Genomic DNA, 11,071 nt, shown 5'->3' with positions numbered 1-11,071 from the left:
GTGCTCGTCGGCGGACCGGTTCAGACGCTGCTCAGGGCGCCGGCCGCCGCCGCGATCCGGGTCAGCGCCTCGTCCCTCCGGCACGGGTGCGCGCCCAGTGCGGCGTGCCGGCGCACGATGCCCGGTTCCGCCCGCATCAGCCGCCAGCCGCGACGCACCAGCACCGGCAGTGACTTGCGGCCCTCCCGGACGTCCCGCACCAACCGGCGGCGGAAGGTGGTACCGGGCCGGCCGCGCAGGCACAGCGCGTCGGCGAGCAGGCCCAGTTCGCGGCAGCGCCCCACGATGTCGGCGGCGAAGATGCCCTCCGCCACGAACAGCGAGGCCGGGCCGAGCACCACCTCCGACTCACCGACCCGGGCACTGGTGGCGATGTCGTACACCGGCACCGGGGTCCGCCCGGTGGTGCACAGGGCGCGGACCGCGGCCACGGCCGCCTCCGCGTCCCACGAGCCGGGGGCGTCCCAGTCGGTTCCGCCGCCGCCCGCGACCGGCGGCAGCGTCGGGTCGTCGGCCTCCTTGTAGAAGTCGTCGAGGCGCAGCACCGGCAGTCCGGTGCGTTCCGCGAGTGAGGACTTGCCCGAGCCGGAGGGGCCGGTCAGCAGGATCACGTGGGCGTTGACGGTCACGGGAACCCATTGTCCCGCATTCCCCCGTCCGGGTGAGCACCCCCGGCATGCGCGTGCCCGACCCGCCGACGTGGCACTACGCTGCGATGCTGCCCGCGCACACGACGTAATCAACGGACAGGTGGCTCATGGCCTCGCACGCTCGTCACGCTCGCCCCCGCACCCGCACGCTGCTCCGTGCCGGCCTCACGCTGTCGGCGGCCGGCGCGGTGGCCCTGGGCGCGGGCGGCGCCGCGCACGCCGACATCGTCGACACCTCCGACCCGCTGGGCACCGTCGGCCACGCCGTCACGCCGATCACCCAGCTCCAGCTCCACCCGCTGGCGAACACCGGGGTTGACCCGCTCGACAACGCGGTGGGCACCCAGGTCGCCGACTTCAAGCCGCTCAGCACCAGCGCCGTCACCGCGCCGATCACCGAGGGCGGCTCGCTGGGCACCCTGCCGCTGACCGGCGAGGTGACCGGGCTGCTGCCCGGCTGACCGGGCGGGCGCGCAGTGGGCCGGGCTGGCGCACGCGGGCCGTCAACGGGGCGTTCTGGGGGGTCACTCGACGTTCAGGCCCAGAGCGGTGGCGATCACCGCGGCCTGCTCCAGGCTGATCCTCGCCCCCCGGAGCTGCACGGTCAGCGGGTCGAGTGAGGACAGGTCGCTGCCGCGCAGGTCGGCGCGGGTGAGGTCGGCGCCGTGCAGGAGCGACGCCGAGAGGTCGGTGCGGGTCACCGTGGCCTCGTCCAGCCGGGCGGCGGTCAGGTCGGCCTCCCGCATCCGGACGCTGTCGATGTCGGCCTTGCGCAGGTCCGCGCCCGGCAGGCCGACGAACGACCAGTCGCCCCGGCTGACTTCGAGGAGGGTGAAGGTGCAGCCCTGGAACCGGCTGCCGACCAGCTTGCAGTCCTCGAAGCGGGTGTCGAAGAACGCGCAGTTGCTGAAAGTGCAGTTGGTGAACGCCGCGCCGGTGTGGCGGGAGGCGTTGAAGCGGACCCCGGAGAAGGTGCACTCGTCGAAGACGGCGCCCTCGTTGCGGACCTCCGTCCAGTCGGTGTCGTAGAAGGTCCACCGGCTGTGGTGGCCGCCCGTCAGCTCCCGCCCGTACCAGTCCTCGCCCCGGACGACCCGCTCCTCGTCGGGGACCGGCGGCTCGGGGGACACGGGATCGTTGTTCGCGCGTTCACGCCTGATGACCATGGGGTGATTCAACCGCCGGCCACTGACACCGGCCCGCGGACACCCGAGGACCCCGCTCCCCGGACGGCGGGGGAGCGGGGTCCGGCGCGGGCCGGGCCGCCCACGGGGACGGCCCGGTGGTGTCAGTAGGACGAACCGGCGGCGCCCAGGCTGCCCGTGGGGTGCCAGACCGTCTTCGTCTCCAGGAACGCGAGCAGGCGTCCCGTTCCCGGGTCGGCCGACCAGTCCTCGTCGCGCGGACGCAGCACCCGCTTGAGGGTGTCGGCGGCCGAGACCTCAAGCTCCCTGGCCAGCTCGCCGTCCGCGCCCGTCAGGTCGAGCGCGTTGACGTCGCTGTGCGCGGCCAGCGGGGCGCCCAGTTCGGCGGCCCGCCCGGACAGCACGTTGACCACCCCGCCGGGCAGGTCGGAGGTCGCCAGTACCTCGGCCAGCGACAGCGCCGGCAGCGGCGCCCGCTCGCTGGGCACCACCACCACGGTGTTGCCGGTGGCGATCGCCGGGGCGATCACCGACACCAGCCCGAGGAACGCCGACTCCTGCGGGGCGAGCACCGCCACCACACCCGTCGGCTCCGGCGTGGACAGGTTGAAGAACGGGCCCGCGACGGGGTTGGCGCCGCCCGCCACCTGGGCGATCTTGTCGGTCCAGCCCGCGTACCAGACCCAGCGGTCGACCGCCGCGTCCACCTGGGCGGCGGCCTTGGACTTCGACAGTCCCGAACCGGCCGCGACCTCGGCGGTGAACTGGTCGCGCCGGCCCTCCAGCATCTCGGCGACCCGGTACAGCACCTGGCCGCGGTTGTAGGCGGTGGCACCCGACCACGCGCCGAACGCCTTGCGGGCCGCCACCACCGCGTCCCGCGCGTCCTTGCGGGACGCCAGCGGAGCGTTGGCCAGCCAGCGGTCCTTGGAGTCGGTCACCTCGTACACCCGCCCGCTCTCGGACCGGGGGAACTTGCCCCCGATGAAGAGTTTGTAGGTCTTCAGCACGCTGAGGCGCTCCGACCGGTCGTTCCGCTCAGACATCGAGGTACGCCTCCAGACCGTGACGGCCGCCCTCACGGCCGAAGCCCGACTCCTTGTAGCCGCCGAACGGCGAGGTCGGGTCGAACTTGTTGAACGTGTTGGCCCACACCACGCCCGCGCGCAGCTTGCCCGCCACGGCGAGGATGCGTGAGCCCTTCTCCGTCCAGATACCGGCCGACAGTCCGTAGGCGGAGTTGTTCGCCTTGGCGACGGCCTCCTCCGGGGTGCGGAAGGTGAGCACCGACAGCACGGGCCCGAAGATCTCGTCCCGGGCGATGGTGTGCGCCTGGGTGACGCCGGTGAACAGCGTCGGGGCGAACCAGTAACCGGACGTCGGCAGCTCGCAGTCCGGCGACCAGCGCTCGGCGCCCTCGGCCTCGCCCGCGTCGGCGAGCGCGGTGATGCGGGCCAGCTGCTCGGCGGAGTTGATCGCGCCGACGTCGGTGTTCTTGTCCAGCGGGTCACCCACCCGGAGCGTGCCCAGCCGCCGCTTCAGCGCGTCCAGCAGCTCGTCCTGCACGGACTCCTGGACGAGCAGCCGCGAGCCCGCGCAGCACACCTGGCCCTGGTTGAAGAAGATGCCGTTGACGACACCCTCGACGGCCTGGTCGATGGGCGCGTCGTCGAAGACGATGTTGGCGCCCTTGCCGCCCAGCTCCAGCGTGAGCTTCTTGCGCGAACCGGCGAGCGTGCGGGCGATCTGCTTGCCGACGGCCGTCGAACCGGTGAAGGCGACCTTGTCCACGCCCTCGTGGGCGACCAGCGCGGCCCCCGCGTCCCCGAAGCCCGGCAGGATGTTCACCACACCCCGGGGCAGTCCGGCCTGGCGGCAGATGTCGGCGAAGAACAGCGCGGACAGCGGCGTCGTCTCGGCGGGCTTCAGCACCACCGTGTTGCCGGTGGCCAGCGCCGGGGCGATCTTCCAGGCCAGCATCAGCAGCGGGAAGTTCCACGGGATGACCTGGCCGGCCACGCCCAGCGGGCGCGGCGCGGGGCCGTACCCGGCGTGGTCGAGCTTGTCGGCCCAGCCGGCGTAGTAGAAGAAGTGCGCGGCGACCAGCGGCAGGTCCGCGTCGCGGGTCTCCCGGATCGGCTTGCCGTTGTCGAGCGACTCCAGCACGGCCAGTTCGCGGGAGCGCTCCTGGATGATGCGGGCGATGCGGTAGAGGTACTTGCCCCGTTCGGCGCCGGGCAGCGCCGACCACTTCTCGAACGCCTTGCGGGCGGCCTTCACCGCCGCCTCGACGTCCTCCTCGCCCGCCTGGGCGACCTCGGAGAGGGCCTCCTCGGTGGCCGGGGAGACCGTCTTGAACACCTTGCCGGCCGCGGCCTCGCGGAACTCGCCGTCGACGAACAGCCCGTAGGACGGCGCGATGTCGACCACCGCGCGGGACTCGGGGGCGGGTGCGTAGTCAAAAGTCATCGTGTGCCTCAGTCCACCGTCACGTAGTCGGGACCGGAGTAGCGCCCGGTGCGCAGCTTCTGCCGCTGCATCAGCAGGTCGTTGAGCAGGCTGGACGCGCCGAACCGGAACCACTCGCTGCTCAGCCAGTCGTCGCCGAGTGTCTCGTTCACCATCACCAGGTACTTGACCGCGTCCTTGGTGGTGCGGATGCCGCCGGCCGGCTTCACACCGATCTGCACACCCGTGGCCGCCCGGAAGTCGCGCACGGCCTCCATCATCAGCAGCGTGTTGGCCGGGGTGGCGTTGACGGCGACCTTGCCGGTGGAGGTCTTGATGAAGTCGGCTCCGGCCAGCATCGCCAGCCAGGAGGCACGGCGGATGTTGTCGTACGTGGACAGCTCGCCGTTCTCGAAGATCACCTTCAGCCGGGCGCCGCCGCACACGTCCTTGACGGCCCTGATCTCCTCGAAGACGCGCAGGTAGTGGCCGGCCAGGAACGCGCCCCGGTCGATCACCATGTCGATCTCGTCGGCGCCGGCGGCCACCGCGTCCCGGGTGTCGGCCAGCTTGACGGGCAGGGCCGCCCGGCCCGCGGGGAAGGCCGTCGCGACGGACGCCACCCGCACCTCGGAGCCGGCCAGCGCCTCCTTGGCGGTGGCGGCCATGTCGGGATAGACGCAGATCGCGGCCACCGAGGGCGTCTCGCGGTCCGTGGGGTCGGGGCGGACGCCCTTGGCGCACAGCGACCGGACCTTGCCCGGGGTGTCGGCGCCCTCCAGGGTCGTCAGGTCGATCATGGAGATGGCCAGGTCGATGGCGTACGCCTTGGCCGTCGTCTTGATCGAGCGGGTGCCGAGCTGCGCGGCGCGGGCCTCCAGGCCCACGCCGTCGACGCCGGGCAGGCCGTGCAGGAACCGGCGCAGCGCGGCGTCGGACGCGGTCACGTCCGCCAGTGCGGATACTGCGGTGTGCGTGGATGGCATGGTCACCAGGGCAGCATATCTACGCGCGTAGCAGCCTGTCATCCCCCGGAGCCGAATCCGCGTCGGCCGGCAGGACCGCCCGGACCAGGAATCCGCCCTCCGGCGTCGGGCCCGCCTCCAGCCTGCCGCCCAGCAACTCGGCGCGTTCCCCCATGCCCCGCAGGCCGTGGCCCCCGGTGGGCAGTCCGGCGGCCGGTGGCGGCGGGTCGGCGGACGGGCCGTTGCGCACCACCACCAGCAGTGATCCGCCCGACGCCCGCACCGTCACCTCGACCGGCGCGTCCGGGGCGTACTTGCGGACGTTGGTCAGCGCCTCCTGGACCGTCCGGTACGCCGCCTGCTCCACCGCCTCCGGCCAGCGGGCCCGTCCGGGCGGCCCCCCGCCGGTGAGCCGGGCGTCGAGCCCGCTCTCCGCCACCAGCGCCGGCAGCTCCGCCAGCCCTGGGCTCTCCCGGGCCGACCTCAGTACGCCGACCAGGTGCCGCAGCTCCTCCAGGGTGGCGACGCCCAGCTCCCGGATCGTCCCGGCCCGCTCGCGGCTCTCCGGCTCAGCGGTGGTCACCTGGAGCGCGCCGGCCTGCACGGCGATCAGGCTGACCTGGTGCGACACCACGTCGTGCATCTCGCGGGCCGTCCGGCCGCGAACACCAGCGCGGCGCCGCCCGCGACGAGCCGCGTCCCGGGAACGTCCCGGGCGACCTGGTAGAGCGCGGCCATCGGCGCCAGCAGCAGGTAGCCGGTGAAGGTCGCGGGTAGGACCGCCAGCAGCACCAGCAGCGGCCACCTGCGGCGCAGCAGCAGTACCGCGACGCAGGCCGCGTGCCAGGTCAGCTCCACGGGCGAGGCGAAGCTCAGTATGGTCAGCAGCTCCACCGCCGACGGGATCAGCAGGACCGCGTCCTCCGCGCGGGCCGAGAACCTCATGCCGGCCGCGGCGCGAGAGCGCGGTCCCGCGCGGTCCGGCCGCCGGCCGTTCCTGTTCCGCCACCCGGTCGTGGCCGCCGCGCGTGCTCCCGCGGCCGTTCCCCGTGCGCACGGCACTCCGTTCGGCTCACGACGCCCCCTGTTGTCTGTTCGACAGAACCTAACCCCGCGGTCGGGCCGGGGCGCATCCGCTCCCGGGCGGGCCGGGAGTCCCGTTACGGCCGCCTCGGTCCGACCGGAGCAGGGCGGGGAGTGGGCCCGGGGGGAACTGGAGGGGAGCCGCGTGCTCGCCCTCACCCGGAGTGGGGCGCTGCGGGCGCGAGGATGTGACGGGTATCACGGAGGAAGCGGCGCGGTTCCGTTAAGGGGCGGGCTACCGTTTTTGAGGCAAGCGAACGAAACCGTTTCGTACTGCTACGGGAAGGGGATACGGCCGTGGAAGCGTCCGCCCGCCGCAGCCGGATCACGCCCGAGCGTGAGGCCGAGCTGTACGAGACCGTGCTCGACCTGCTGCGCGAGGTCGGGTACGCGGCGCTCACCATGGACGCCATCGCCGCCCGTACCCGGTCCAGCAAGGCGACCCTCTACCGCCAGTGGGGAGGCAAGTCGGAACTCGTCGTACGCGTCATGCGGCACGGCAAGCCGACGGCCCTCCAGCCGGTCGACACCGGCTCACTCCGGGGTGACCTGCACGCGTTGATCCGGCAGACCGACGACGGCCAGTTGGCGAGGGACTCCGCGCTGATGCGGAGCATCGGCCACGAGGTCTGCGCCAACCCGGAACTGCTCCAGGCGCTCAGGGAGCTGCTGATCGACCCCGAGATGCAGGGGGTCGCCGTCCTCCTTCAGCGGGCCACGGCCCGGGGGGAGGTCCCCGCGGACTCACCCGCCCTGGAGTACGTGCCGCTCATGCTGATCGGCGCCTTCACCGCCCGCCCGCTGATGGACGACGCCCCGATGACGTGCGCCTTCCTCGAGCGGTACGTCGACGCGGTCGTCCTCCCCGCACTCGGCCTCTGACGGCACACGCCGCAGACCACTCCACGCACCCGCACCCGCGCCGCTCCTGTCGGCGGCGCGGTCCCGCACGCCCCTCTCCTGTCCCTCACCCGAACCCACCGGGAGTACCACTCCGTGGCCACACACCTCTACGCACTCGGCCGACTCGCGTTCCGGCGAAGGCACGTCGTCACCCTCGTCTGGGTCGCGCTGCTCGTCCTCGCGGGAGTCGGCGCGGGCACCGCCTCGACGCCCAAGCCCGCCTCGTTCTCCCTGTCCGGCGCCGAGGCGCAGCAGGCGTTCGACCTGCTCGACGAGCGCTTCCCCGGCTCCAGCCCCGACGGCGCCACCGCCCGCGTGGTGTTCCGCGCACCGGAGGGCCAGAAGATCACCGACGCCGCGAACAAGGCCGAGGTCATGAAGACGGTCGAGGCGCTGAAGGGCGGCTCCGACCAGGTCGTCTCGGTGGTCGACCCGTACACCGCCCAGGCCGTCAGCCAGGACGCGTCCACGGCGTTCGTCCAGGTCACGTACCAGGTCCAGGGGCACGAGCTGGCCGAGTCGGCCAAGCAGGCACTGGAGGACACCGTCCACCGGGCGCAGGACTCCGGCCTGACGGCCGAGGTCGGGGGAACCGCCGTCCAGGCGCAGCCCGCGGCGGGCGGGACCGCCGAGGCCATCGGTGTCGCCGTCGCCGCCCTGGTGCTGGTGATCACCTTCGGCTCGCTGGTGGCGGCCGGGCTGCCGCTGCTGAGCGCGCTGATCGGCGTCGGCATCGGCTTCGCCTCGATCTACGCGCTGGCGAACACCCTGAACCTGGGCGACAACACCGGCTCGCTGGCCATGATGCTGGGCCTCGCGGTCGGCATCGACTACGCCCTGTTCATCGTCTCCCGCTACCGGTCGGAACTGGCCCTGGGGCACGAACGGGAGGAAGCGGCCGGCCGGGCCGTCGGCACCGCGGGCTCCGCGGTCGTCTTCGCCGGACTCACCGTCGTCATCGCCCTGGCGGGCCTGTCAGTGGTCAACATCTCGGCGCTGACGAAGATCGGCCTCGGCGCGGCAGCCACCGTCGGCATCGCCGTCCTGGTGGCCCTCACCTTCATACCGGCGATGCTCGGCTACGCGGGTGACAAGGTGGTCTCCCGCAGGAGCCGCACGGCGGACGAGGCGGGCCGGGACGCCCGGGCGGACACCGACCGGCCCAACATGGGCACCCGCTGGGCGCGGCTGGTGATGCGGCGCCCGATCGCCGTCCTGCTCACCGGCACGGTCGGCCTCGGCGTGATCGCGCTGCCGGTGGCCTCCCTGGAACTCGGCCTGCCGGACGACGGCTCCCAGCCGACGTCCACCACCCAGCGCAAGGCGTACGACCTGCTCGCCGAGGGCTTCGGCCCCGGCTTCAACGGCCCGCTCGTCGTGGTGGTCGACGCCGGGAGCAGCGACAACCCCAAGGCCGCCGCCGACGACGTGGCGGGCACCGTGCAGGGCCTGGACGGCGTCCAGGTGGTCACCCCGGCCCAGTTCAACAAGACCGGTGACACGGCGATGATCACCGTCATCCCGGCCTCCGAGCCCAGTTCCGCCGAGACCGAGGACCTCGTCGAGAACATCCGCGACGCCGGTGCCGAGGCCGGGGCCGACTCCGGCGCCAAGGTGCTCGTCACCGGCCAGACGGCGATGAACATCGACTTCTCCCGCACGGTGAGCGACGCCCTCGTCCCCTACCTGGCGCTCGTCGTCGGGCTCGCCTTCCTGCTGCTGATGGTGGTCTTCCGCTCGGTCCTGGTCCCGCTCAAGGCGGCCCTCGGCTTCCTGCTCTCCGTGCTCGCCGCGCTGGGCGCGGTCGTCGCGGTCTTCCAGTGGGGCTGGCTCGCCAGCCTGCTCGGTGTCGAGGAGACCGGGCCGATCATGAGCCTGACGCCGATCTTCATGATCGGGGTCGTCTTCGGTCTGGCCATGGACTACGAGGTCTTCCTGGTCACCCGGATGCGGGAGGCCTTCGTCCACGGCGAGACCCCCGGCCAGGCGGTCGTCACCGGCTTCCAGCACGGAGCCAGGGTGGTCACGGCCGCCGCCCTCATCATGATCGCGGTCTTCGCCGGGTTCATCGGCGCCCACGAGGCGATGATCAAGGTGATGGGCTTCGGCCTCGCCGCCGCCGTGCTGCTCGACGCCTTCGTGGTGCGGATGGCCCTCGTGCCGGCCGTGCTCGCCCTGCTCGGCAGGGCGGCCTGGTGGCTGCCCGCGTGGCTCGACAGGGTGCTGCCCAACGTCGACGTCGAGGGCGAGCGGCTGAACAAGGCGCCGGTGGACGGCTCGTCCCCGGGTGACTCGTCTCCGGAGGGCATGCGGACAGCCCGCGTCTGACACGTCCGCCCGAGCACGAGGAGACCGGGACCGCGCCCGAACGCAGCGCGGTCCCGGTCTCCGCCGTCACCCGTGAAGAGGGGGCCGGTGCGGCAGCGACGGCCCGGCCGGGGGCCCCTCGGGGAGCCGCGGACCGGGCCTCGCCCACCGGGGGAGCAGCCGGTGTCCGCCGATCGGCGCAGCACCGGCCGTCCGGTCGGGCTAGTGGGCGACACCGCGGGGCGAGTCGGTCAAATGTCCACAAAGGGCCACCTATGCTCGCCTGCATGTCCCTCCTCGTACGTCCCGTCGCAGCCCTGACCGGCGCACTCGCGGTGCTGGCGGTCATCGGCGCGTTCACCGTCAACGCGTGGCTCACGGTGCCCGCCGTCATCGGCTTCTCCGTGGTGGTCCACACGCAGCAGCAGCGCTCCGGCGGCTCGGGCTTCCTGCACCGCTCGGAACGCTGGGCGATCCTGGCCGCCGTGGTGATCGCCGGCACGTTGACCCTGCTGTACTGAGACGCCACGACCGCGGCCGGTGACCCTCGGCGGTGCGCCCCCGCGTCGCGGACCGTCCGGTGGCCTGCGGTCGCGGGCCCCGCGCCGGGCGGCGGATAGATGCCGGACCGCAACGTCCGCGATCCGGACGGTCGGGCAGAATCGGTGTCATGACGAGTGAGCCGACGACCCCTTACGCCGACCGCAGCTACCGCTCCGGAACCGCAGTGGCCGGGGGCGTGGTGATGCTGGCCCTCGCGGCCTGGCTGGGCGGCGACGCGATGATCCGGGGCGAGGGCCGCACGCCGCTCGTCGCCGCCGCCGTGCTGCTGCTCGCGGTGCCACTGGTGGTGGCCTTCACGATGCGACCAGCGGTGTACGCCGGCGAGGAACTGCTGCGGATCCGCAACCCGTTCCGGACCATCCACCTGCCGTGGGGCTCGGTGGTCACCGTCCGGGCCGGCTACTCCAGCGAGGTCCTCACGGAGAGCGCGAAGTACCAGCTGTGGGCGATCCCGGTCTCGGTGCGCGAACGCAAGAAGGCCACCCGGCACAACGAGCGGCTCTCCTCCGGCCGGGCGCCCGGCGGACTGCTCGGCATGAGCCGGGTGGAGGACGCCGCGACCGGGCGCCGGGCCCCGTCCGACCAGGCGATCGAGGAACTGCGCGAGCTGGCCGAGCGGCGGGCGGACCGCACGGGCACGCCGACGGTCCGCTGGGCGTACGAGATCCTGGCCCCCATGGCACTCGGCGCGCTGACCCTGCTGGGCTCGCTCGTGCTCGGCTGAACCCGGAAGGAAGCCGGATGGCCGACCTGATCGTCGCGCACACCTCCGCACTGGACACCACGGCGCTCGGTGACGTCCGCGCGCTGCTCGACGAGGCCTTCGAGGACTTCGACGACCACGACTGGGACCACGGGCTGGGCGGCATGCACGTGCTCGTCCGCTCGGACGGTGACCTGCTGGCGCACGCCTGCGTCGTGCAGCGGCGCCTGCTGCACGCCGGGCGCGCGCTGCGCACCGGCTACGTCGAAGGGGTGGCGGTACGCGCCGACCGGCGACGCGGCG

At 73.0% G+C, this 11,071-nt stretch carries 13 protein-coding genes; 6 read left to right on the top strand and 7 right to left on the bottom strand.

What is annotated here, in order from left to right:
- Positions 1–20: 20 nt before the first annotated feature.
- Complete coding sequence (locus tag ACYVE9_RS07405) at positions 21–629, bottom strand: uridine kinase family protein (protein ID WP_461026929.1); 609 nt, start codon at positions 627–629, stop codon at positions 21–23.
- Positions 630–757: 128 nt separating this feature from the next.
- Between ACYVE9_RS07405 and ACYVE9_RS07400 the strand changes: the two genes are divergently transcribed.
- Positions 758–1,111: a hypothetical protein gene (locus ACYVE9_RS07400; protein ID WP_461026928.1), complete on the top strand. Its 354-nt coding sequence runs from the start codon at positions 758–760 to the stop codon at positions 1,109–1,111.
- 63 nt (positions 1,112–1,174) lie between these two features.
- On the opposite strand, the gene ACYVE9_RS07395 is transcribed toward ACYVE9_RS07400, so the two are convergent.
- The 6 genes from ACYVE9_RS07395 to ACYVE9_RS07370 all read right to left on the bottom strand — a co-directional run bounded on the left by ACYVE9_RS07395 (position 1,175) and on the right by ACYVE9_RS07370 (position 6,153).
- On the bottom strand, positions 1,175–1,816 hold the full coding sequence (locus ACYVE9_RS07395) for a pentapeptide repeat-containing protein (RefSeq protein ID WP_461026927.1): 642 nt from the start codon (positions 1,814–1,816) through the stop codon (positions 1,175–1,177).
- Between the two features lie 122 nt (positions 1,817–1,938).
- Positions 1,939–2,841 carry an aldehyde dehydrogenase family protein gene (locus ACYVE9_RS07390; protein ID WP_461026926.1) on the bottom strand — a complete coding sequence of 301 codons (903 nt, stop codon included), beginning with the start codon at positions 2,839–2,841 and terminating at the stop codon, positions 1,939–1,941.
- Entirely contained in the window at positions 2,834–4,264 is a 1,431-nt protein-coding gene (locus tag ACYVE9_RS07385) for an aldehyde dehydrogenase family protein (protein WP_461026925.1), read from the bottom strand. The genes ACYVE9_RS07390 and ACYVE9_RS07385 overlap by 8 nt, the downstream gene beginning before the upstream one ends.
- Before the next feature lie 8 nt (positions 4,265–4,272).
- Entirely contained in the window at positions 4,273–5,229 is a 957-nt protein-coding gene (deoC, locus tag ACYVE9_RS07380) for a deoxyribose-phosphate aldolase (protein ID WP_461026930.1), read from the bottom strand.
- Positions 5,230–5,248: 19 nt separating this feature from the next.
- Positions 5,249–5,851, bottom strand: coding sequence for a sensor histidine kinase (locus tag ACYVE9_RS07375; RefSeq protein ID WP_461026924.1), 603 nt, complete (start codon positions 5,849–5,851; stop codon positions 5,249–5,251).
- Positions 5,818–6,153 carry a hypothetical protein gene (locus ACYVE9_RS07370; protein WP_461026923.1) on the bottom strand — a complete coding sequence of 112 codons (336 nt, stop codon included), beginning with the start codon at positions 6,151–6,153 and terminating at the stop codon, positions 5,818–5,820. Before ACYVE9_RS07370 ends, ACYVE9_RS07375 begins: the two co-directional genes overlap by 34 nt.
- 435 nt (positions 6,154–6,588) lie before the next feature.
- Here ACYVE9_RS07370 and ACYVE9_RS07365 point away from each other — a divergent pair, with 435 nt between their 5' ends.
- The 5 genes from ACYVE9_RS07365 to ACYVE9_RS07345 form a co-directional block, all read left to right on the top strand.
- On the top strand, positions 6,589–7,173 hold the full coding sequence (locus ACYVE9_RS07365) for a TetR/AcrR family transcriptional regulator (protein ID WP_461026922.1): 585 nt from the start codon (positions 6,589–6,591) through the stop codon (positions 7,171–7,173).
- 114 nt (positions 7,174–7,287) lie between these two features.
- Complete coding sequence (locus ACYVE9_RS07360) at positions 7,288–9,522, top strand: MMPL family transporter (RefSeq protein ID WP_461026921.1); 2,235 nt, start codon at positions 7,288–7,290, stop codon at positions 9,520–9,522.
- A 266-nt stretch (positions 9,523–9,788) separates the two neighbouring features.
- On the top strand, positions 9,789–10,022 hold the full coding sequence (locus ACYVE9_RS07355) for a hypothetical protein (RefSeq protein ID WP_461026920.1): 234 nt from the start codon (positions 9,789–9,791) through the stop codon (positions 10,020–10,022).
- Positions 10,023–10,171: 149 nt separating this feature from the next.
- Positions 10,172–10,789, top strand: coding sequence for a PH domain-containing protein (locus ACYVE9_RS07350; protein ID WP_461026919.1), 618 nt, complete (start codon positions 10,172–10,174; stop codon positions 10,787–10,789).
- Between the two features lie 17 nt (positions 10,790–10,806).
- Positions 10,807–11,071 (top strand): GNAT family protein (locus ACYVE9_RS07345; protein ID WP_461026918.1); only part of this gene is annotated, 265 nt, incomplete at its 3' end.

This window comes from Streptomyces sparsus (assembly GCF_054776295.1).
This window is presented reverse-complemented; position numbering and strand designations above follow the sequence as displayed.

Excerpts from the sequence above, each read along its gene's own strand:
- ACYVE9_RS07400 (WP_461026928.1), top strand. The coding sequence starts at position 758 with ATGGCCTCGCACGCTCGTCACGCTCGCCCCCGCACCCGCACGCTGCTC.
- ACYVE9_RS07395 (WP_461026927.1), bottom strand. The coding sequence starts at position 1,816 with ATGGTCATCAGGCGTGAACGCGCGAACAACGATCCCGTGTCCCCCGAG.
- ACYVE9_RS07350 (WP_461026919.1), top strand. The coding sequence starts at position 10,172 with ATGACGAGTGAGCCGACGACCCCTTACGCCGACCGCAGCTACCGCTCC.
- ACYVE9_RS07370 (WP_461026923.1), bottom strand. The coding sequence starts at position 6,153 with ATGAGGTTCTCGGCCCGCGCGGAGGACGCGGTCCTGCTGATCCCGTCG.
- ACYVE9_RS07355 (WP_461026920.1), top strand. The coding sequence starts at position 9,789 with ATGTCCCTCCTCGTACGTCCCGTCGCAGCCCTGACCGGCGCACTCGCG.
- ACYVE9_RS07385 (WP_461026925.1), bottom strand. The coding sequence starts at position 4,264 with ATGACTTTTGACTACGCACCCGCCCCCGAGTCCCGCGCGGTGGTCGAC.
- deoC (WP_461026930.1), bottom strand. The coding sequence starts at position 5,229 with ATGCCATCCACGCACACCGCAGTATCCGCACTGGCGGACGTGACCGCG.
- ACYVE9_RS07390 (WP_461026926.1), bottom strand. The coding sequence starts at position 2,841 with ATGTCTGAGCGGAACGACCGGTCGGAGCGCCTCAGCGTGCTGAAGACC.
- ACYVE9_RS07375 (WP_461026924.1), bottom strand. The coding sequence starts at position 5,851 with ATGCACGACGTGGTGTCGCACCAGGTCAGCCTGATCGCCGTGCAGGCC.